This is a genomic window from Paracoccus marinaquae, from assembly GCF_018860165.1.
Lineage (GTDB): Bacteria > Pseudomonadota > Alphaproteobacteria > Rhodobacterales > Rhodobacteraceae > Paracoccus > Paracoccus marinaquae.
In genome coordinates this window covers 19651-42946 of sequence record NZ_JAHKNG010000033.1, presented here as the reverse complement: position 1 = coordinate 42946, position 23296 = coordinate 19651, and the positions used below count along the sequence as shown (strand labels likewise).

Annotated in this window: 11 protein-coding genes; 4 read left to right on the top strand and 7 right to left on the bottom strand. The window is 64.5% G+C overall.

Annotated features, from left to right (window positions below):
- Positions 1-160: 160 nt before the first annotated feature.
- The 5 genes from tssH to KNW02_RS20900 all read right to left on the bottom strand — a co-directional run bounded on the left by tssH (position 161) and on the right by KNW02_RS20900 (position 12537).
- A complete protein-coding gene (gene tssH / locus KNW02_RS15480; RefSeq protein WP_216034185.1) occupies positions 161-2887 on the bottom strand; it encodes a type VI secretion system ATPase TssH in 2727 nt (908 codons plus the stop codon).
- Positions 2888-3209: 322 nt separating this feature from the next.
- The gene (locus KNW02_RS15475; RefSeq protein WP_216034184.1) at positions 3210-5144 is read right to left on the bottom strand and encodes a caspase family protein; all 1935 of its coding nucleotides are present in this window, start codon (positions 5142-5144) and stop codon (positions 3210-3212) included.
- Positions 5144-9790: a two-partner secretion domain-containing protein gene (locus KNW02_RS15470; RefSeq protein WP_216034183.1), complete on the bottom strand. Its 4647-nt coding sequence runs from the start codon at positions 9788-9790 to the stop codon at positions 5144-5146. Before KNW02_RS15470 ends, KNW02_RS15475 begins: the two co-directional genes overlap by 1 nt.
- A complete protein-coding gene (locus KNW02_RS15465) occupies positions 9741-11513 on the bottom strand; it encodes a ShlB/FhaC/HecB family hemolysin secretion/activation protein (RefSeq protein ID WP_216034182.1) in 1773 nt (590 codons plus the stop codon). The genes KNW02_RS15470 and KNW02_RS15465 overlap by 50 nt, the downstream gene beginning before the upstream one ends.
- 328 nt (positions 11514-11841) lie before the next feature.
- On the bottom strand, positions 11842-12537 hold the full coding sequence (locus tag KNW02_RS20900) for an OmpA family protein (protein WP_252733960.1): 696 nt from the start codon (positions 12535-12537) through the stop codon (positions 11842-11844).
- 137 nt (positions 12538-12674) lie between these two features.
- On the opposite strand from KNW02_RS20900, the gene KNW02_RS15455 reads away from it, so the two are divergent.
- The 4 genes from KNW02_RS15455 (at position 12675) to KNW02_RS15440 (ending at position 19252) form a co-directional block, all read left to right on the top strand.
- A complete protein-coding gene (locus tag KNW02_RS15455; protein ID WP_216034181.1) occupies positions 12675-13439 on the top strand; it encodes a PP2C family protein-serine/threonine phosphatase in 765 nt (254 codons plus the stop codon).
- Positions 13439-14320 carry a M15 family metallopeptidase gene (locus KNW02_RS15450; protein WP_216034187.1) on the top strand — a complete coding sequence of 294 codons (882 nt, stop codon included), beginning with the start codon at positions 13439-13441 and terminating at the stop codon, positions 14318-14320. Before KNW02_RS15455 ends, KNW02_RS15450 begins: the two co-directional genes overlap by 1 nt.
- Before the next feature lie 3 nt (positions 14321-14323).
- Positions 14324-16774 (top strand): ImcF-related family protein, encoded by a 2451-nt coding sequence (locus KNW02_RS15445; protein WP_216034180.1) that lies wholly within the window; start codon positions 14324-14326, stop codon positions 16772-16774.
- Between the two features lie 93 nt (positions 16775-16867).
- Positions 16868-19252, top strand: coding sequence for a type VI secretion system Vgr family protein (locus KNW02_RS15440; RefSeq protein ID WP_348524745.1), 2385 nt, complete (start codon positions 16868-16870; stop codon positions 19250-19252).
- A 9-nt stretch (positions 19253-19261) separates the two neighbouring features.
- On the opposite strand, the gene tagF is transcribed toward KNW02_RS15440, so the two are convergent.
- Together tagF and tssM are read right to left on the bottom strand one after the other, a co-directional pair.
- Positions 19262-19738, bottom strand: a complete 477-nt coding sequence (gene tagF, locus KNW02_RS15435) for a type VI secretion system-associated protein TagF (protein WP_216034179.1) — start codon at positions 19736-19738, stop codon at positions 19262-19264.
- A 3-nt stretch (positions 19739-19741) separates the two neighbouring features.
- Entirely contained in the window at positions 19742-23293 is a 3552-nt protein-coding gene (gene tssM, locus KNW02_RS15430) for a type VI secretion system membrane subunit TssM (protein WP_216034178.1), read from the bottom strand.
- Between the last annotated feature and the right edge of the window lie 3 nt (positions 23294-23296).

The following is a 23296-nucleotide window of genomic DNA, read 5'->3' as shown; positions in this document are numbered from 1 at the left end:
CCTGGAACACATGCTTCGCCAGATCGAGCCCGACCGTGATAATCTCCGACATGACCGTCCTCCCTTGTGGATAATCGCAGACCCTCCTTGGCACATCAATGCCGTCGGGGGGCGGTCACATCATCAATGCCGATACACGGGGCTATTCATTCCACCAAGATTACTCGAACCCATACTCAAAACCTCCTTCCCCACCATTCACGGTCACCTTCCGCAATTCCTTCCCCTCCAGCCGATAGCCCAATATCCGCCGGCTCAGTTCCGGCATCAGCGTATTGGTCAGGATCGCGTCGATCATGCGGCCTCCGCTTTCGATCTCGGTGCAGCGATCCTTGATGACCTGCATCGCGCCTTCCCCAATCACCAATTCGGCCCCGTAACCCTCGCCCAGACGCCGCGCCAAGCTGCGCAGCTTGTGCCCCGCGATCGCCTCGATCATCGAATCCGACAGCGGATAATAGGGGATCGTCACCACCCGCCCCAGCAGCGCCGCAGGGAAAACCTGCAGCAGCGGCGCGCGTAGGGCCGCATTCAACCGATCGATATCCACGCCGGTCTTTCCATCCTCGGTCATCGTCATGATTTCCTCGGATCCCACATTGGATGTCAGCAGAATAAGCGTGTTCTTGAAATCGATTCGGCGCCCTTCGCTGTCATCCATCATTCCCTTGTCGAAGACCTGAAAGAAGATCTCGTGCACGTCGGGATGGGCCTTTTCGACCTCGTCCAGCAGCACCACCGAATAGGGCCGCCTCCGCACCGCCTCGGTCAATATCCCGCCCTTGCCATAGCCGACATAGCCCGGCGGCGCGCCTTTCAGCGTGCTGACGGTATGGGCCTCCTGAAACTCGGACATGTTGATCGAGATCATGTTGTCCTCGCCGCCATACATCAGCTCAGCCAGAGCCAGCGCGGTTTCGGTCTTGCCGACGCCCGAGGGGCCGCAGAGCATGAAGACGCCGACCGGCTTTTCCGGCGATTTCAGCCCTGCGGCCGAGGTCTGGATGCGGTTCGCGATCATCTCCATGGCGTGATCCTGACCGACGACACGCCCGGCCAGATTGGCGGCCAGCGACAGCGCCTTTTCGGTCTGGCTGGCCAGCATCCGTCCCATCGGAATGCCGGTCCAGTCCTGCACCACGGATGCCACCGCCGCCTTGTCCACCGCCGGCAGGATCAGCGGCGTCTCGCCCTGCGCGGCGACCAGATCGGCCATTCTTGCCTTCAGCATGGCCAAGGTCGCGGCACGGTCGAAGGGCGGATCCCCGGCCGGTGCTTCGCCCTCGCCCGGTGGTTCATCGGCCGGAACCTCCTCGGCATCGCCGATATCGCCGGTGTCATCCACGCGCGCGCCCGCCCGGCGCAATTGCGCCCGCAGATCGAGGATCCCGGCCACCAGCGCCTTTTCCGCCTCCCAGCGTTCCCGCGCGGCCTCCAGCGCCTGATGCGCCTCGGCCAGCCCGGCCTCGACTTCGGCCTTGCGCGCCTCGACCTCGATGCCGATGGCTTCCTCGCGCTCGATGATGCCCCGCTCGATCTGCAGGGCGGCCATCCGGCGTTCCAGGTCCTCGACCTCGGCCGGCGTCGCGTGCTGCGATACCGCGACCCGCGCGCAGGCCGTATCCAAGAGGCTGATCGCCTTGTCCGGCAATTGCCGCGAGGGGATATAGCGATGCGACAGTTTCACCGCCGCCTCGATGCTTTCGTCCAGCAACTCGACCTTGTGATGCTTTTCCAGCACCCCGGCGATGCCCCGGCACATCAGCACCGCCTTTGCCTCGTCGGGTTCGTCGATCTTGACTGTCTGGAACCGCCGGGTCAGGGCCGGGTCGGGTTCGATATGCTGCTTGAACTCGGCCCATGTCGTCGCGGCGATGGTGCGCAGTTCGCCCCGCGCCAGGGGCGGTTTCAGCAGGTTCGCGGCATCGCCGGTGCCCGCCGCGCCCCCGGCCCCGATCAGGGTGTGCGCCTCGTCGATGAACAGGATGATCGGCGTGTCCGAGGATTGCACCTCCTCGATCACCGATTTCAGCCGCTTCTCGAATTCGCCCTTCACGCTGGCCCCGGCCTGCATCAGCCCGATGTCCAGCATGTGCAGATCGACATTGCGCAATTGCGGCGGCACATCGCCGCGCGCCAGACGCTGGGCGAACCCCTCGACCACGGCGGTCTTGCCCACGCCCGCCTCGCCGGTCAGGATCGGGTTGTTCTGCTTCCTGCGCAGCAGGATATCGACGATCTGCCGGATCTCGGCATCGCGGCCCACCACCGGGTCCATCTTGCCGTCCCGCGCCCGCGCCGTCAGATTGGTCGCATATTGATCCAGCGCCGATTTCCCGCCCGGTCGCGGCTTGGCCCCTTTCGGTGCTTCGGCCTCGGCAGTGCTGGTCCGTTCCAGCGACTGCGCCAACAGATCGTCCAGCTGCGCCGACATGGCAGCCGGGGCCAGCTTGTCGAATTCCAGGCTGATCTTGAACAGCAACCCCTCCAGCACCGGCGCCTGCAGCGCGCCCAGCAGCACATAGGCCGAGCGCACCGTGTCATCGCCGAATTCCAGCGATCCGAAATTCCACGCCTCCTGTATTGCGCGGAAGATATGGTCCGAGAATTCCTCGACCGAACCCGCCCCATGCGGCAGCGCATCCGTGGCCTTCAGCACGTCCCCGTCAAAGCGGTGCCGGTCCACACCCGCCGCTTCCAGCAGGATCGCAACGTCCGATCGTTCGGTATCGGCCAGCGCGGTGATGAAATGCACTAGCTCGACATAGGGGTTCCCACGGCGCTTTGCGGCCTGCGCGGCTTCGGAAAATGCCTTCAGGCAGATCGGGTTCAGCTTGCCGACAAGTTCTTTTCTCTTGATGATCTGTTGTGATCCGCGTGCGGTCATTCGAAACGCCTCCGGAAACACCGGCCGAGTCCGGCGGTGATTGGCTCAGTTGCACAAATCGGCTGTAGGCCAGACTTCCCCTACGGTGGACAGACATATCCTACGGCCACCATGACGGGTCTGCCAAGGGCAGTGTAACGATCAGGCAAGCGAGACGACCCTGGATTCCCGCCAGCCGCCGCCCGAGGTTCCGGGCCATGAGAGATTGCCCCGGCAGCGGTTTCACAGGGTGCATCTGCCTTCGACGCGCCAGCGCCGCCAGACTGTGGGGCCAGGGGAACGCGACGCCCGCAGTCCCGTTGCGGGCAATGGCCCCCGAGACTCATTCCGGCAGGACGCCAGCATCAAAGCCGCCATTCCGCCAGCGTTCCAGCGCCTCGCTGAAATTCGGTCCCGGCAGCCCGTCCACATCGCTGGTGTAAAGTCCGGCCGCTGCCAGTCGCAGCTGAACCTGTGTCCTCGTGTCCCGCGACCAGTTCTCGGCTTGCTGGGTCAGTTCGGTCAGGATGGCGCCGTTATCCTCGGCCGCGCCCCGCAGCAGCATGTTCGCGGCTTCTGCCGGATCGCGGGGAACGAAGCCGCCGCCCTTGTCCAGCATGATCGCTGCCGCGCGATAGCCCAGATATTCGCCATCCCGCGCGGCGCGGCGAAAATAATCCAGCGCCTCGCCGGGTTCGCCGGTCTCGCCATTCAGCCGCAATACGCCCAGATTATAGGTCGCCTTGGCCGAGCCCTCGCGTGAGGCCCGTTCCAGGAGGGCGATGGCGCGGGCATCGTCCTTGGGCATCAGCTTGCCCTGGCTCAGCGTCACGGCGAGGTTGATCATCGCATCGAGGCTGCCGGCCTCGGCCGCCTTTTCGTAAAGCGCCAGCGCTCCGGCAATGTCCTGCGGCATGCCATTGCCGCTTTCCTTCAACTGGGCAAGGCTGACCATCGCCCGCAGATCGCCGCGCGCAGCCGCAGTCTCATAGAGCGGCACGGCCCGGCCCAGATCGCCCGACGCCACTGTCGCGCGGGCCAGAAGGGCGATGTAATGCGGCAGGTTCGGGGATTGCGTGACCGCCGCCGAACAGGCCTGGATGGCAACGACGGCATTGCGCTGCAAGCGTTCGAAGGGCACGCCGGAATTCTCGGCGGTGGCGTCGTTCGGATGGGTGGCCAGCCGCTCGCACAGGGCGGCGGGGGTGCTGTTCTGCAGATCGGGCAGAAGCTCAAGATACTTCCGCGCTTCTACCGCATTCTCACCGTCGGGATAGCGGTCGAGATAGAATTGCAGCAGCGGCCGCACGCGGCTGCGTTGCGCCAGGGTCCACAGCCGCTTGGCCTGTTCGGTGGAATCGCCGGGATCGATCGAGCGGGTCTGAGAGCCGGTTTCCAGCCATGCCAGCGCCTCGCCCAGATGCGCGCCCTGGGGATAGAGATCGACATAAAGCTGCATCAGCGCATTGTCGGGCGCGCCGGTCGCCACCTGATAGAACAGCGCCTCCTGCGAGATGCCGGGCGGGCGGGTGTCGAAGGTGAACTGCCGGGTCAGCGAGGAATTTTCCCAGGGGATCTGCTGACCGCCGGTCGCGGTCATCACGTCACGGCGGACAGCGATCATCATTTCCGAGATCGGCTGTCCGGGCGTATAGAGATGGTGCAGCAGCGCCTCGGAGAAAAAGCTGTTCCGCCCGGTCCCGTCATAGGCAACATTGCCGGGCTGGGTCGCATAGGCGAACATGAAATCGGCCTCGTTTCCGATCCGCGCAAGCCCGTCCGAGACGCGCGGATCGCCCTGCAGGCCGGCGCCGAAGGGATTGTTGCGGCAGGCATCCAGAAAGACCAGTTTCAGCGCCGGAGAACCTTTCAGCGCACCAAGCACCTCGGCCATGGCGACGGTCTGGCTGGTCGCCTCGTCGGGCCGGGTTATCCTGGCATCGGTCGGGACGAGATAGTTCTGGCCATCGACCTGAAAACCGTGACCGGCATAGAAGAACAGCGCCACATCGGCGTTCCTGGCGGCGGCAGCGAAATCGGCGGTCGATTGCTGCATCCCCTCGCGCGTCAGGTCGCGCCCAAGGATGACCTCGAAGCCTAGCCCCTCAAGTGCTACCGAGATATCCAGCGCGTCATTGCGTGGATTATCCAGCGATTCCACTGCCTGATATTCCGAATTGCCGATGATCAGGGCGACCCGTTCGGCCGCGAAAACCGCGCCGGCCCCGGTCCCGAGGACCACCAGCGCGACCAGTGCGGCAAGCCGCAGCGCGACCATCAAAGACCCACGGCGCGCGACAATTCGATGCCGACGGAATCGACGGCCTGGGCCACGCGGTTGATCGTCGCCGTCTGTACGCTGGCCAGTTCCGGGTCATCGGCGCGGACCAAGGTGATCGCCGCGCGGATCTCGGCCGAGGCGGTGGCGATGGCGCCCCGCGCCTCGGCAATGGCGTCGCGGCGGATCGCCTCGCGCTCGGCCGCGGTGGTGGCACCGGCAAGGCGCTGCTCGGCGCGGGTGCGGGCATTGTCGATATTGCGCCGGGCATCGCGGACGATCTGGGCGACATTCTCCATTCCCGGCGGCAGGTCGGTCGAGATCTCGTCCAGCTTGTTGGCGAAATCGTCCAGCGCGTCCGACAGGCAGGCCAGATAGCGGCTGACATCGGTATCGCTTTGCGAACAGCCTTGCGCGGCGATTTCCAGAACGGCGGCGAATTGATCCACCTGCTGCAATGTCCGGCGCGACGTCAGGACGGTCTGCGTGGTCGAAATCCCCGTCGTCAGGATCGTGCCCGGGATTGTCTCGCTGCCGGGGCCGAACTCAAGCTTGTCAATCGGGTTCGGCAGTTCCGTTGTCGGGAACGGGATCGGGCGCGGAATGTCGTCGATGTCGGCGGTGGCCACATCCATGCGGCCGGGCCGGTAGGTGATGGTGTAATTCGCCAGCCCGCTGCCCGAAGCGTCGGCGGCGTTGATCGCGTAAGAGCCGGCCGCAGCGGTCGTCGGGGCGCCATCGCTGGTCAGGGCAACCCGGTCGATGCCGTCCCATGACATCAGGCCGGAAGGGGTGAATTCGGTTCCGGCAAAGGCAAAGGTGTCGCCAAACGCCTTCGATTGATCATTCGCGGTGATGACAAGGCTGGCCGGATCGACAGTCATCGTTCCGTCGACATAGCTGATGTCGTAATTCGACAGACCCGTGCCGACGGCATCCGAGACCGTGATGTCAGAATCGCCCACGCTGGCGCGGGAACCGGCACCGTCGCTGGCCAGATCGACGCTGGTCAGCCTGTCGTCGTAGAACAGCCGCGTGCGTGTGAATTCATCGCCGTCAAAGACAAAGTTACCGCCATAGGTCTTGCCCTGGTCGTTTGCCCGGATGGTCAGCGGGGCAGGGGTGATTTCGTAATCCGCAGGCAGATCGACCACCCGATAGGCGTCACCGGCCGAACTGGTCAGCGATCTGGTCGCCAGGGTGAACTGACCGGTTCCGACATTCCGGCTGGGGAAGACCAGCCGGCCAAAGACGGGACCTGTCGCCAGTGTCTCTCCATCTTCGGCAAAGACATAGACCGAGGGGCCCCCGGCGACGGTGCCCGTCGCGCGGGCCGTCTCGGCCCCTCCATATTGCAGGGTCAGGTCATTCGGCCGGGCAAAGACCACGCGGTCGATCGTATAGATGGCGGGATGCGCCCCGCTGTCACCGGGCGCCCAGACATTGACGAAATCCCAGCCCTGCGATCCGGCCAGCGCGAAGAAGGCTGCGGTATCCTGAAACGTTCCCGTGGCCAGCGCCTGACCATAGCCCGGCAGGCCGTTCGGCGCCTGTCCGCTGGTGCCCCGGTCATAGAATGAGGCGGTGACGGTGGTGGCCGGCGCCCCCCCTGCGGAAGGGATTTCGTTATAGCCGATCAGCCCGCCGATCCGGGTCGCGCCCGTGCCGCTGGCGCGGACAGCGCCGCGGGCATAGGTATTTCTCACCTCGCCCTCGCCGGTAGACCCGATCAGCCCGCCGACATCCTGCGCGGCCGTCGAGGACGAGGTGACATTGCCGTCGGCATAGCTGTCGATGATGTTTCCGTTGTAGTTCTGTCCGGTATGACCGCCGACGCGCGTCGCCAATGACCCGCCGACGACGCTCACGTTGCCATGGGCGGCTGTCCGGATCATGGTCAGCCCAGTATCACCAGTTCCAGGAGGGATGGTATCAACAGGTGCGGGAGGGGTGGTATCGTGATAGCCGGCGAAACCGCCGACAGATACGCTGCCCGTGGCGGACGGAGCCGTAGCCGATTGGGTGAAGCTGACATTGCCGCTGCTATAGGCATCGGTGATCGAACCGCCCAGAAAACCGGTGAAGCCTCCGACGAAGCCATTCAGTGCATCGGGATGATCTGATTGCACCGTCACATTGCCGGTCGAGAAAGAGCGGGATACCTCGCCGTCCACGTCGATCCCGCCGGCGAGGCCGCCGGCGAAGATGAACGCCGGGCCATCTCCTCCTCCGAGATCGACGTTGACAGCCGCCGCCGAATAGGAATCGATAATACTGCCGCCCTGCATGGCGCCGACGAGCCCGCCCGCCACCTTGGTCCCGAATGAACCGGACACGGATACCGTACCGGATGCGCTGACATTCTCGATTGTGGTATCTTCGGCCACGACGACCAGACCACCGGCGTTGCCGCTGGCGCTGATCCGCAGGCCGGTCAGATCCAGGTTGCGGATCGTCGCGTTTTCCGTCTCGGCAAACAGTCCGCCGTCAGGTCTGATGTCGCCGACGAAAAGCTGGTCGATGCTATTGCCGCGACCATCCAGCGAGCCGGTGAATTCATTCTCGCCAACGCCGATTGGATCGAAGCCCCCGATACCGCCTAATGAATCGTCTCTGTTCCATTGGTCAGTAGCGCTGGCCTCGATATCGCCCGCCAAGGCGAAATGGCTGGCAAGCAAGGGGATCGAAGGGCCTTCACCACCATCGATATCGGCCGAGGAGTCCATGCCCTGCAGGCCATAGACATCGGTCAGCAGGTAAGGGTCGGTGGCCGTGCCGGTGCCGCCGCTGGCACGCAGGAATCGGGTGCTGGTATACAAGTCGCTGTCCAGGCGGAAATCCCTCACGTTGAAGGCCGGCAGCGTCGGATTGTTCTGGGTCCAGGTTCCGCCAAACATCGAGAAGACATCCGCCGTAACCGAGCCTGTCCCGCCGGTCTGGGTCACGCTTCCCCCGGACATATTGATCCCGGCGGCATTCATCGTCAGGCCATTCACCAGAACGGTTGCCGCCAGAAGATTGATGCTGTTCGTGGCGCCGAGGTCCAGACCGCCATTCGGCGCGATGACCGAGGTGTCGTCGACATTGATGTTATTGTCTGCCCGCAGCGCCAATGTCGTGGCGGTCGTCCAGTTCAGATCGCCCTCGACGTCGATGTTGCCCGCCGCCTCGCCCGCACCCCCGAAGGGCGGGGCCGACGTGTCCAGCGTCCAGTTGCCGGTGGCAAGGTTGGCCTCGACGGTGCTGGTGCTGACCGTAGCCCCCTCATCGTCGGAAATGATGATGTTGAGCGGGTCGAGCAGCAGCCTTCCCCATTCGCCCTTCGGGGCGCGCAGATCGGCGAGGCCTGCATATCTGACATCGCCTGCGCTGGAAACTTCGACAAAGCCGCCCTTGCCGCCACCGCCGCCGCCGCGGGCAGAGATGTTGCCGTGAAAGCCGGTCCGCCGATCCGACCACAGGGCGATCCGGCCACCACGGCCCTCGGTCAGGGCATCGGCAAGGATCCGGGTACCGGCATCGGCGCTGAGTGTGCGGGCATGGGGCATGGGGCCTTTGCCCGCGAAATCGCCGCCGATGCGCACCGTGCCACCACCCCCATCCCCGCGAACATCCAGCAGCGCGCCCAGCAGCATGATCTCGGCGCCGGTCATCTGGATCTGGCCGCCCTTCAGCCGGGGCGGCCGTTCCGACGTGTTCAGGCTGGTTCTGATCCGAGGCTGCCGGGGCGCCGCGGCCGAGACCTTGCCGCTGACCCGCACCGCGCCACCATTTCCGCCGCCCAGAACGATGGCGCCGTTCCGCATCGAGACCGAGCGCGCCTCGGCTACGCCCGACAGGTTGATCGCGTTGCGCGCCGCGTTGCGCGCGGTCGCGGCCTTCATCTCGATCCGGCCGCCATCCGCCGACAGCCGGCCCGAATTCTCGATCAGCGCGCTGTCGTTGCCATCATCCGCGGATGGCAGCGCGACCATCAGGAAACGGTCGCCCGACAGATCCAGCGTCACCCGCTCGCCCGCGCCCAGTCCGATCCGGCCAAGCGGTGCCGAGATCGTTCCAGCATTGTTGACCCGGCCACCGATCAGCGCCGCATAACCGCCGCTGCCGACCGTGATCGAGCCCTGATTGGTCACCGGGGCCGAGCGGCCATTGCCGCCAAAGGTCAGCCGGCCGGCGTTGAAATCCTGGTTCGAGACATCCAGCGTCGAGGCGACAAAACCGCCGCCGGTATTGATCGCACCGTTCCTGCCGATCAGAATGCCGTTCGGATTGACGATATAGACCTGACCATTCGCCGTCAGAGAGCCGTGGATCCGGCTGGTCGTGTCGCCGGTGACGCGGTTCATGATGGCGCTGCTGGTACCGGGCTGGCGGATATTGACCGAGGCGCCATTGCCGATGGAAAAGCTGTTCCAGTTGACCACGGCCCGATCGGATCCCTGCCGGATCACCATCAAATTGGCGCCGGGTGAATTGATCGAAACCTTGCCGCTGACGACCGACCCTCCGGTCGGCAGGTTCTGCGCGCGCGCAAGACCGGGCACGGCGATCAGCAGCGTCGTTGCAAGCAGCGCGGCCCTTGTCCTCAGCCGGGGATCAGAACCGAAAATTCCCGGAAAGGCTGACGCGTGAGTTGTCCGAGCCATATTCCCGATCTCCTCTGCCATATTCGATTCTCAGGGAATTCGACCGGAAGCGTGATCCGGTCTGCGACACAAGATCGACGCCGATCCCGAAGGCATCTGCCGTTTCCTTTGCTGCCTCGGAAATGGTTGGCTGTTCGATCCATACCTCTCCGATCCCGGCAAAGAGGTAGGGGCTGACGGTGAAGGGCGTTCCCCGGAACTCGACCGCGCGGGGCTGGGACACTTCGGCACGCAGGACCCATCCGCTGTCGCCGCGCAGATCCCCGGAATCAAAGGCGGACAGTTCGTTCGGGCCGGCAATGCTGAATTGTTCCGCCGTCACCAGAGGATCGCCGAAGGAGGTCTGGAACCGTCCCGTCACCCCAAGCGCAAAGCGTTCGCCCAGTGCGCGCTGATGGATTCCCGACCCGCCGAATTTGGTGAATGTCGCATCCGCACCCTGCCGCGACAGGCGAGGGTCCAAGGGATCGGAAAGATCGACATCCGATGCCGCTCGGGCGCCAAACGCATCGATCCCACGCGACAGGATCAACCCGGCTTCGGAAAATCCGCCATCGTCATGATTGTAGGACAGGCTCGTCGCCAGGCGCAGAACCGTGACCTCATCGCGGAAGAATGCAACCGGGGCTGCTTCCTGCGGTTCCATTTCGTCCTGTTCGAGATCCAGCATGAATTGCGAGGTCAGGTTCATCTTGCGCGACCGGATCCACGGATAGATCAGCCGGAAGGACTGGCGATCGAAATTCGAGCGGGTGGGCTGTTCGTCATTGTCCGGGGTCGTGTCGCTGGTGGTCACCTCCAGATTGAACGCCAGGCCCGAAGAGCCGATCGGCACGACCGCACCAAGCGCGAAGACGCGATACTGCGGATCGCTGGACAGCAGGTCCTTGGGTGAGACGGACAGCCGGCCATAGAGCGTCTCGCCATAGCCGAGCATGCTGTTCAGCTCGAATCCGGCGTTGAAGACCAGCCCCTGCAGATCGTCGGGCGCAATGACGCCCAGTTCCGGCGGGGCGAAATTGTCGAAGCCGACAAAGCCCGTGACCTTGCGGAACTGGGGATCAAGGGCGATGACCGTACCGCCGGGCCGCTGTCCCGTGGCCAGCGCCGAGCCAAGCGCCACGCCGGACACATCCCCCGCCAGCAAGAGCTGGCGTTCAAGCTGGGTCATGGTCAGGCCCTTGCGATCGATCAGCGGGCCGGTCAGCGTCTCGATCCGTCGCCGGATTTCGGGCGGCGCCTGCGAGGTATCGATGGATTCGACAAAGCCGTCGACGACGTTGACCCGCAAGGCTCCGCCGTCGCGCAGGGTCTGCTGCGGCAGGACCACCCGCGCCAGCACATAGCCGGCCCGGGCATAGGCCGCCTCGAGATCCGCCGAAGCGGTGAACATTTCCGAAACCGGGATCCGGCCTCGGGTCAATCTCTGTTCAAACGCGGCATTGGCGGCGGCCATCTGCGGAAAGCCGCCTTCCAGCGTCACCCCGGACAGGCTGATCCCGATCCGGTCCGATCCCGGCGGCGCCTGCGTTCCGGTATTTTCGCTGAACACCACCGAGCCCGCGAGGTTCTGCAAGGGCGGCTGGAATGTTTCGGGCGTGACCGAACTGGCCGTCTGGGACAGGGCCGACGGTGATGCGAGGCAAAGTGATGCGGCACAGGCCGTCAGAACCCGCTTCCAGGGAAAGGCGGTGCCAATGGATCTGGCGTCAGTGGTGATCATACTGAATCCATCCAAGCATTATATCAAATTGGGTGGATTTCAGAATAACCGGAACAGTGCTTCTGTCTAGCCGTCTCGCAATGGACATTCACGGCTTGTGGCCGTAAAAATATCTTTTTGCCGGTACTATATATACGCACGATAAATCATCGGCGCATAATGGCCGGTTTTATCGTCCAGATAATCGTCGATATCGTGTTTTCGAGCGCTATTTGCGGCGTCTGATTCATCAGTATCAGGTTAAGTCCGCGCGACGATTGTCCCCTCTTTGTCAGATCGGCTGGATGGTTCCGAAATATCATGCTTCGCGAATCGGCTACCTGCCACCCTAGCTGAGCGCCTGAAACTCGACCCGCCGATTTTCATCCGCGCGGGTATTTTCAGCGTTGAACGGAAGGCGTTCGCCCATGCCCACGGGGTCCAGCCTAGCGGCGCCGATGCCGCAATCATCGACCAGAAAGCGTTTAACCTCGTTCGCCCGCAGCAACGACAGCTTCTGGTTATATTCATCGCTGCCGGCGGTGTCGGTATGGCCGATGATGCGGAATACCTGCACGTCGCTTTGTTTCATGGCCTGACAGATTTTCTGCATCTTCGGCTTTTCGTTTTCAGCCAGGGCTGCGCTGTCGAAGCCGAAATTGATCTGGAGATTGACCTGCAATTCGGGCGCCAATTGCCCGACCAGCATGGGCTGGACGGCTGCGCTTGCCGCAACAGTTGTGCCCGCCGCGCTTGTCAGCGGCCTGTTCGGGTCGGTCGGGGCATCGGTCGCATCTGCGGTCGTTGGGGCGACGGCAACCGAGGCGCCGGCTCCGGGCTGGGCGGCGTCCCTCGCCGGCTCGTCGATGGTGATGATTTCAAGGCCGCGGGTCTTGCCCAGCCCGTTTGTCTGCGCCTCGCGAAAGAGGTCCTTCTGCTTGTCCCACAGCCCGACCAGATCATCGACAGACAGGTCATCCTGCGCCGATGCCGGGAGCGCCGCCGCCACCAAGCCGAGAGTTGCAGCGAAAGAGAAACAGAGCATGAAACGCATGTCGGCACCGAAAAGGGAAAAGCTGTGATATGACCGGCTCCTAGGCTATCATCAATCAGATCGAAATTCAGCCGTTTTCCGAGGGCCTGAATGACAACCGCGTCACCACGGGAAGGCAAGCGCTGGCCATGACCGGACCCGTCACCCGCCACCCGCCGATCCTGCCCACCAGCGCGCCCATCGTGTTCCGGGGCAGCGGCCTGACGCATGCCGGCCGCGTCAGGGAAAGCAACGAGGACGCGATCCTGACCGATCCTGACGGGGCGCTCTGGGCGGTGGCCGACGGGATGGGCGGTTATGGTCATGGCGACATGGCGGCCGATATCGTGGTCGACCGGATCGCGAATCTCGCCGATGACGCAATGCCAGCGCCCGGTCTGCGGATGCTGATCGAAGAGGCGAACCGGATGATCCTGGCACGCAGCGCCGAACAGGGCATTGCCCGGATGGGCGCGACGGTCGTGGCCGCAATGATCCAGAACTGCGTGGCAACGATTGCATGGGTTGGCGATTGCCGCGCCTATCTGTGGCGGGGTGGACAGTTGCGGCAGTTGACCCGCGATCATTCGGTGGTCCAGGAACTGATCGATTCGGGCCTGCTGCGCCCCGATCAGCGCGAGACCCATCCCCAGCGGAATGTCGTGACCCGTGCCGTCGGGGTCGATCCGCGAATCGAGATCGACACGATGTCGCTTCAGATGCTGCTGCGGGACAGGCTGATCCTGTGTTCGGACGGGCTGACGACCTGCGTCAGTGATGCCGAGATTGCCGCCATCATGGCACGACCCGCCGATCCCAGAACAACCTGCCGCGCCCTGGCCTTGCAGGCGCTGGAAAACGGCGCGCCCGATAATGTATCCGTGGTCAGCATCTTCGCGCAGGAGGCATGGTGATGCGTCAGGGCGCGCTGATCGGGCCCATTATCGTGGCTATCGGCCTGGTGATCGCCGCCATTGCCTTCGCCGTGGTCGGAGCCCTTCTGGAAACCGCCGATGGCAGCGCCGAATTGCGGCTGAGCCGGAACGAGGCGGAACTGGCCACGCAGCGCGGCGATATCGAAAGCCTGCGGGCCGAATTGCGCGATGCTCAGATCGCGATCGAGCGGCTGGCCGAGGATCTGGCGATGCAGGCCTCGCAGGCACCCTTCGTCGCGCCCGCCCCGGTACCCTCGGTGACGATAGCCACTCCCGAACTGGCCGGCGATGAAGAGGTCGAGGATCACGGCGGCACCGACCAGATGACCGAGGTCATGCGTCTGGCCAAGGCGCGCTTCAACATGGGCATCACCCAGCCCGGCAATCGCGTCATGCTGGAGGTCCTGGGCCCTCCGCGCGACAATTATTCCACCGAATGCCAGTCCGTGACCCAACCGCGCCTGAAATCGCTGCTGGAGACGCGCCAGATCGGGCCGATCAGGGTGACGATGGTCAAGCCGGCTCTGGACAGCCTGGGACGGATTCTGGCCGAACTGCAGCAAAGCGAGCCCGATATCTACAACGCGCTCGGCACCGCGGGGGCGATGTGCGCCCGGTTGATCCGGGGATCGCGGACGGCGGTATCGAACCATTCCTGGGGCACCGCGATCGATCTTAAGCTGGAAGGTCAACTGGACGGCTTTGCCGATGGTGGCACGCAATTTGGGCTGCTGCTTCTGGCCGAGTTGTTCAACAAGGAGGGATGGTTCTGGGGGGCCACCTATAGCCGCGAGGATTCGATGCATTTCGAGGTCGGCGTCGAGACGATGCGGAAATGGCAGGCCGAGGGCCAGATCTAGTCGATGGCCGTCGGACGCGTGCAGCCTTCAGCCTTTGATCGCGCCGCCGGGCCGATGCTGGACATGATCGACGATCTCGACCTGCGCGCCCGGCGCGGGGAGGCCCGCCTGATCGACGAGGCGCAAAGGCTGCTGGACCGGTTCGAGGCCGATGCCTTGCGCGGAGGCGTGTTGAAGCAGGCGGTCAAGCCGGCGCGATACGGGCTGGCGGTGCTGCTGGATCACCGGGCGCGCACCCTGCCGCGCATCGAACTGGGCACATGGTCGGTCCTGGCCCGGCGGCAGTTGTTCGACGGGCGCGACATGTCGCTGGCACGCATCCGCGATTTCCGGGGCACCGCGGCGGCGCAGGGCGACAGCTTTGCCGATCTGGAACGGTTTCTGGGCGATCTGCTGTCGCGTGCCGAAAGCGTCCGCGACGCCCATCACCGCCGGGACAGTGGCGGCTGGGGCTGGAAAGTCGCGGGTTTCGTGCTGGTACTGCTGCTGGGGTTGACCGGCTATGCCGGATTTCTGGAATATCGCTATCACCAGCGGATCAATGCCGGTTTCGACGCCGAGGCTCTGGTCATCGGGCTGGACCGGCCGCGCAGCGGTGCCGATCTTGTCCGCCGGCTGGACGACATGCGCGCCGCCGTCGGCCGGGTCTCGGATGCCGCCGCACAGGCGCCGCTGAAACGGATGATCCGGCTGCCGGTCTATGACAGCGAGGCGCGGGCCGAGGCGGCCTATGCCGAGGCCGTTCGGCGCCATGTTCCCACAGCCATCGCCGAGGGCATCGAGACAACCCTAGCCTCTGAAGGCGAGGGGCTGGTTCTTTACGACGCGCTGCGGGCCTGGGCGGTCCTGACCGGAGAGGACGCCTGGACACCGGGCTATCTGGCCGGCTGGCTGGAGGATAACGGCGCACGCGTCGGGCTGGCCGGGCTGGGCGCGCATGTCGGCCCGCTGACCGGTCCCGACACGGCGATCACACCGCGCGATACCGAACTGAGGGATCAGGCCCGGGACTTTGCCGCCGAAATCCCCGAGGCCGACCGCGCATGGCTGGAATTGCTGCGCGCCGACCAGATGCGGGCGCTGCCGGCCTGGAACCCCGAAATCCGGGTGCCGGGGCTGTCGCAGGTGTTGCTGCGCCGCTCGGGCCTGCCGCTGGACACGCCTTTGCCGGGGTTGTTCACGCAGGATGGATGGGATTATGCGCGCGATTATGGCGTGGGCGTCGCGGTGCAGAAGGCGCGGGCCATTGCGCCGATCGTCGTCGACAGGCAACTGCCAGCGCGGAACGCGACGCCGGATCTGCTGATGGACCGGCTGCTGGACCAGACCATCGCGACATGGGACGCATGGCTGGCCGATCTGAGGGTCCAGCCCTTCGCGCAGCGCGAGACGGCGATCGTCGTTTCGGGCGCGCTGGCCCGGCCCGAGAACCCGCTGACCCGCCTGTTCCGCGAGGTCTGGCTGCAGGCCGGCGGTCTGGACCGGCAGCGCAGCCACGAACAACAACTGGAACTGGCGCGCGAATTCGGACCGATCATCCAATATGTCGAACAGGGTCGCATGGCCGAGATCTCGGCGCTGTTCGCCTCGCTGAACGTGGCCCTTGGGGCGGTCGATCTGGATCAGCACCGCGGGCTGGACCGGCTGATGAGCATCGGCGATCGCGCACGTTCGATCACCGCGCTTCAGGCCGCGCCGCGCATCGTGGTGCAGATCGCCGAGGACGTTCTGGCCCAGTCCGCCGCGCCGCAATCGGCCATGGCAGAGGGTGGCAATCCGCTGACCCGGCAATGGCAGCAGGAGGTCTTTCCCGTCTGCCAGCAGATCGTGCAGGGCCGGTATCCCTTTGCCGATGGCGGCCCCGATACGACGATGCCCGAACTGGTCGCGCTGCTTGGCCCGCAGGGCACTCTCAGCCTGTTTCTCGGCAGTAACGCCCTGCCGCTGCTGGAAACGGATGAAACGCCCTGGCGCTGGAAACCCGAGGCGCGCTTCGAGGGTCTGACCCCGGAAAGCGCCGAGTTCTTCGAGCGCGCGGTGCAGATATCGCAAGGGCTTTTCGGTGCTTCGGGTCTGATCGACACGCCCCTGACGCTGAGCGCGCTTGCGGAACGCGGACAGACCCTGGTCGCCCTTGGCGGTGTCGCCCGGCCGGTGCTGGCCAGCGGCGCCCCGGTGGAACTGTCATGGCCTGGCCCCTCGCCCGATGCCGGGATCGAGGTCAGCTTTCGCGAAGGCACCGATGCCGGGCGGCTGATCCATTCCGGTCCCTGGGGCCTGCTGCGCCTGCTGGACACGCTGCGCTTGCGGCTGCGCGATGAGGGGATGCGGGTTCTGCTGGATCTGCGCAGCGATACCGGACGGGTATTTCTGGAAATGGCCTTTTCGGACAAGCTGAATCCGGTTTCCGTGCGAGGCGCGATGCGGGGATTTGAATGCCCGCCGAATCTTTGATCGTCTCGTTTCCCGAATTGCATATTCGGCTGTATAATCGAGCCGGAAACATATGGGCCTGAATATCTTGCGACTTTCTGGAAAGGAACGGCCGTGCCAATCGAAACCTTCGCCCTGCTGAAGACCCCTCTGCCGACCGAGGAGGCGCTGGATTCAACGCAGATGGTGGATTTCAAGGGGCTGGTTTTCATGGCGATGCGCGGCCATGATTCCCTCAGCCGTTGTTTCGAGTTCGATATCAGCGCGATCAGCGGATCACCCGACATCAGCGCGGATGATCTTCTGGGCCAGCCGCTCAGCCTGACCCTGCACGCAGATCCCAACAGACCGGAGAGGCCGCGCTTCTTCCACGGAATCGTCGACGGCTTCCGGTTTGCCGGCTCGGATGACGAGGGGCATTGGCTTTATCACCTGATTGTCCGGCCCCGGCTCTGGCTGCTTGGCAAGGCGACCGACAATCGAATCTTCCAGCAGATGACGGTCATCGACATTGTCAGCGAAGTGCTGGATCAGCACGGCTGCTCGGACTATCTGTGGGATTTGAACCGCAAGCCGCCGCCGCGCGAATATTGCGTTCAATATGGCGAAAGCGACCTCGATTTCGTCCAGCGGCTGCTGGAACATGAGGGCATCTTCTACTATTTCCGCTTCGAAGAGGACAAGCACACGCTGGTTCTCAGCGACAATCTGGACCTGCTGGAACCAGCCCCGGAATATGATGCGCTGAAACTTCGGGAAAGCCGGACCGGCCATGCCTCGGGAATCGGCGTGATCGCGGGGTTCAGCCGGCTGGACAGCATCGTTTCCGGCAGCCACGATCTGTGCGATTACGATTTCGAGAAACCATCGGCGGACCTGACGGCCCGGTTCCAGAACACGCTCAACCACAGCGACCGCGCGCGCTACAGCTATCCGGGGAACTATGTCGAGCTTGGGCGCGGCGACGCTTTGTCCAAGCTTCGCAATCAGGAAGATCAGTCTCATGCGCATGTGATCACCGCGCTGTCGACGGCGCCGGGACCCGCTTCGGGCAATATCTTCGCGCTGAAAGAATCTCCGCGCGAAAGCGAGAATGATACCTATGCGGTCGAGAGGGTCGAATACGACATTCGCGGCCTGCGCCTTCGCACACGGACGCGCGGCACCGAACAGCCAGCCGGCCAAAGCCTGTCGATGCAGGCCAATCTTGCGCGCGAGGCGCAGGGGGGCGGGTTCTCGGCGCTCTATACGCTGGTGCCGATATCGACGACCTATCAGCCGTCGCGCCTGACACCCCGGCCGATCATGAAGGGGCCGCAGACTGCGGTGGTCGTCGGTCCCGGCGGCGAGGAAATCTATACCGACAAATACAGCCGGGTGAAGGTGCAGTTCCACTGGGACCGCAAGGGTCAGCGGGACGAGAACACCACCTGCTTCATCCGCGTCAGCTCGGCCTGGGCCGGATCGGGCTGGGGCTTCATCCAGATCCCGCGCATCGGGCAGGAGGTCATCGTCGATTTTCTGGAAGGCGATCCCGATCAGCCGATCATCACCGGCCGGGTCTATAATGCCGAACAGATGCCGCCCTATGCCCTGCCGGGCAGTGCCACGCAATCGGGCTGGAAGTCCAATTCCAGCCCCGGCGGCGGCGGCTGGAACGAATTGCGCTTCGAGGACAAGAAGGGCAGCGAAGAGGTCTATTTTCAGGCCGAGAAGGACCATAACGAACTGGTCAAGAACAACGAATCCCGCCATATCGGCAATGACTTTTCCGAAGAGGTCGTCCGCGACGCGACGCAATGGGTCGGCCATGACCGGACGGAATCGGTCGATAACAACAAATCGACCACGGTCGGCGTCAACCGCACCGTCAGCATTGGCAACAACGACGATGAAACAGTCGGCAATAACCGGTCTCTGACAGTCGGCACCAACGAGACGATCTCGGTCGGCAGCAACTCGACCGAGACCATCGGGGTCAATCACAGCCAGAGCGTGGGCTCGAACCAGACGATCGTTGTCGGCATTGCCCGCAGCGACACGGTCGGCGCGGCCGAGACCCGCGTGGTCGGTGCCGCCCAGACCAATACGATCGGGGCGGCGCGGGCCGTGACCGTGGGCGCCGAGCAGCAGCATGTGATCGCCGACGACGACGGCTGGACCGTAGGCTCGAACCAGACCATCAGCGTCGGCAGCGACCGTTCGCTTGATGTGGGCAAGAACAGCACGCTGAACGTGGGCGAGAACAGCACCATCACCATCGGCAAATCGGCCAGCGAATCCATTGGCGAGGATCTTGCCGTGAAGGCGGGCAAGAGCATCTTGATCGAGGCGGGCGACAGCATTGTCCTGAAATGCGGCAGCGCCGCCATCGCGATGAAAAAGGACGGCACGATCACCATCGAAGGCAAGGACATCACCACCAAGGGATCCGGCAAGATCAACGTCAAGGCCGACAGTGATGTCACGATCAAGGGCAGCAAGATCAACCAGAACTGAGGCGGCGCGTCAGTTCTGGTCCATCTGTTGCAGAAAGGCGGCCGGGTCCACCGGCGACAGGCCCTTTGCCCAGATCAGAGGCGGGCTCGGCGCCGTCCCGTCTGCGGGCGGTTGCTGGCGCTCCAGCAGGGCGAACAGATCGTCGGCATCCAGATCGCCTCGGCTGGCGCGCCTCAAAGCGGGCAGGATCTGATCGGCCCAGGCATCCACCTGCGCCTGTCCGGTTTGAGGAACCCACGACACGGCGGCCAACGGAAATGCACGGCCCGACTTGTCGCGGCTTGGCAGGATCAGCAACGCCAGCACGCCCTCTCCGTGGGTGATCAGGCCGCGCAATCCATCCTCGGGCCATGCCTCGGGCAGCCGGGCCAACGGCGCCAGAATGCCCGTCAGCCAGCGATCCACCACCGCGCGGGCGCCCGACGGCAGGCCCCTTGTCACGAAATCGCCGCGCAGGGGCAGCTTGCCGAAGAAGCCTGTCGCCATTGGTCAGAACCCGACCGGGCAGTTGAAGCCTGAGAACATGGTCAGATCAAAGGGGTTCTCGACCGAATTGGCGCGCAGATCGAAGCTGGAGGAAAAGCCGCGCGCCGACAGTCGCAGGGCGAAGACATCGGGCTGCGCGGTCTTCGACAGCGCGCCGCCGCGGATCAGCCGCAGAAAGGCCCAGCTGCCGCTTTGCGAGGTGATGATCTCTGCCGCGCCATCGACCGGCGCAAAGCTGAGCGTGATCATGTTCGTTCCGTCGCGGCCCGGCCAAGTCATCGGCTCGGGTCGGGTTGCGGCGTTGAAATAGGTCAGCACCTGCCCATCGACGTTCAGCGTCACCCGGCTGGCATTGGCCGACAAGTCGGTGGCCTGAAGGGTGAATGCCATGACCGGCCCCGAGCCGCCGGGGAACAGCGCGTCGCGCATGGAACGGGCGCGCTGGAAGGGCGCCAGCAAACCGGCATCCAGACCGAAATCGGCCCGCCATTGCCATGGCCTGACGGTGTTGTCGACATAGGCTGCCAGATTGTCGTTGGTGAAGGTGTCGATCAGGCCGCCCGGCCCGAACAGGCGCTGGAAATCCTGTGTGTTCACGTCTATGGCCGAGGCCTGGTCGAAGGGATAGCGCCCGCCGGTCGCCGATCGGCAGAAGGGCAGCACATCGGCCCGCCAGCGTGCATTCAACTGGGCGATGACCGCCTCGCGCGTGACGCTGATCGTATCGCCGGCGATGCCTGCGACCCATTTGTCGATCGGGTCAGGCAGGCGTGCGGCCTCATTGGCGATGGCACCTGTCAGTTGCGGCAGACCGCCCCGCGCCAGCAGCGCCGATTGCGGATCGGGGCTGGCGGCGACCGTCTGCAATTCATTCGACAGCGCCGTCAGCGCGGCCACGGCATCACCCAGCAAGGGCGGCTGGCCATCCACCTCCTGCACGGTGCCGCGGATCGCGAGGAAATGGTCCGAGACCGGTTTGCCCGGCGGCGGTGGCGGCTCGGCATCGGCGCCGCCGCCGGTCTTCCGGGCGATCTTCGCCCCGGTCTTGACCAGTTTGCCCAGCTTGCCCAGTTTCGAGGCGGCCTTCATGCCGGCCTTTTGCGCCGCCGCATTGTCGCCGCCGCCTTCTTCCTCGACCGGCCGGGCCAGATCGGTTTCGGCCACGACCGAATCCAGGAGCCGCTTCAGGGCGCTGTCGGCGGATGACAGATCCTTCAGATTGGCCTGCGCCGCAGCCAGATCGCCGATCGGAGTCAGCCGGATATCGCGCAGGAATCCGTCCCATTGCGCAATGAAATCGTCGTAATAAAGCTTGAGGATATCGGCCTCCAGCGTGTCCTCGGAGGCCTCGGCGCTTTCATTGCAGCCACCGGCAAAGACGGCGCGGTCCAGGGCGGCCTGCGCCGCGACCTCGGGCACCAGCGGCAGGACGGTGTTGTGAAATCCGTCATAGGTGAAGGCACCGGGCAGACCCGCGCGCAGGGATTTCTCCGACAGCCGGGTCAGGACACGGGCGCCGTTCGGGCCGGTCTCCTCGGCGGGAACCCATTCCGGCAGCCCGGCCACGGCGGGGTCCGAGCGCAGGCTGCGATAGGCCCTGACCGCCAGCGGGATCGTGCAGATGCTTTGCAGCGCGACCGACAACAGTTGCGGATCGGGTTCGATCTTCGACTCCTCGGACCGCATCCGGTCCAGCGCGGCAAGCTGGTGGTCAACGCTCTCCTCGGTCGGGAAGGGGTCGATCGGGGCATATTCCGGCAGTGCCGTCTGCCACCAGACGCCCAGGAATTCGGCATCATAGGGCGCCTGTCCGGTCAGCATCTGATAGGCCTTCAGCGCGTCCAGCAGGAAATCGGGGTCGCGGCTGTGGCGCCACATCGTCGCCTCGACCATGGCAACCATCCGCGGCTCAAGGATGTTCCGCAGCGTCCGGTCATAGGCGATGGTGTGAATCTGTTCCAGTTCGGGCGCGGCACCGGGTCCGGCCATCGTCAGGGTATCGTCGGGGGCGGGTGTCTGGGCCAGCGCGGTCGCATTCGCCGCATCCAGCGCAAGATTCAGGTCCAGCGGATCGGTCGGTGCCTCGCGCGCGGCAACATTGGCCAGTCGCGCATTCAGGTCGGCAAGCTGACGTTCCTGATCGCCAAGCGCGCCGTTCCAGCGCAGATAGGAGAACAGGAACAACGTCCCCAGCAGTACGACCGAGGCTGCCGAGGCCGCCAGCGCGCCACGCCACAGCCAGCGACGGCGCTCCTCGGCGCGGGGGTCGAAACGGCCAAGACCGGCCTCGGGGAAGATGAGGTCGGTCAGCAGGTTGCGCAGGAAGAAACTGCGCTTGTCGCCATGGCGGCGTTGCTCGGGCGGCGGGGCGGACAGGCCCAGCGACCCGGCGATGCCGACGATCATCTGATCGATGGGCGATCCTTCCTGCGTGGCCGATGTCAGGTAGATACCGCGCAGCCAGGGACTTTCCTCGTAACGGCTTTCGCCGAAGGCGGCATCGATCAGCACTTTCAGCGGGCCGGTCAACTGGTCCAGTTGCGAGGGAAAGCGGAAGATCGCGGCGCGCTGTGGCAGGGGCAGGTCATCGGCGATGCGGTCGACCAGCCGGTTTTCCAGCGCCGCCTGCAATCCCTGCATCTCGCGCTCGACGGTCAGCCCGTCCACACGGTCGGCGGTGCCAAGGGTCGCGCCCCAGACCTGTTCGCGTTCGCGCGAATTCAGATCGCCGAAGAATTCCTCGAAGCCCGGGATCAGATCGGCCTTGGTGATCATCAGATAGACCGGCAGTTTCAGCCCGGTCTGTTCGCGCAATTCGGCCAGCCGCTTTCTGATCTCGCGCCCATGTTCGCGGATCGAGGCATCGTCGCCCGCCAGTTCCTGCACCGACAGCGTCAGGATCACGCCGTTCAGCGCCCTTCGCCCACGATGCTTGACTAGCAGATCCATAAAGCCCTTCCACTCGGCCGCATCGACTTCGGGGTCGGATTGCTGCTCTACATAGCGCCCGGCGGTGTCGATCAGGACTGCATCCTCGGTAAAGAACCAGTCGCAATTGCGGGTGCCGCCGACGCCTTTCAGGTCGTCGGAAAGGTCGATCGGGAAATGCAGCCCCGACTGGCGCAGGGCCGTGGTCTTGCCGGTGCCGGGGGGGCCGATGATGACATACCACGGCATGTCGCGCAGGAACTTGCGGCTGCCCAGCTTGGACCGCTTCATCTGTTCCAGAACGCCCTGGAATTTCGCCTGTACCTCGGCCAGATTTTCCTCGCCCGGCCCGCGTCTGACCTCGGGCGGCGGGGCGGCCAGTTCCTGCACGAAGACGCGATTGGCCTTTGCCGCGCGCATCTGGCGGATCAGCATCGACAGAAGCCACAGGATGATGATCACACCGATCACGACGATCCTGGTCAGGTCCGAGGCCAGCGGCTGCATGGCGCCGAAAGAGATCAGCGGGCCATAGAGCCAGATCAGCACGCAGAGGATCGCGACCCCGATCAGCGTCCAGAGACACCGCGAGAACAGGAAGCCGAAGATCTTCTTGAGCACCGTCATCGC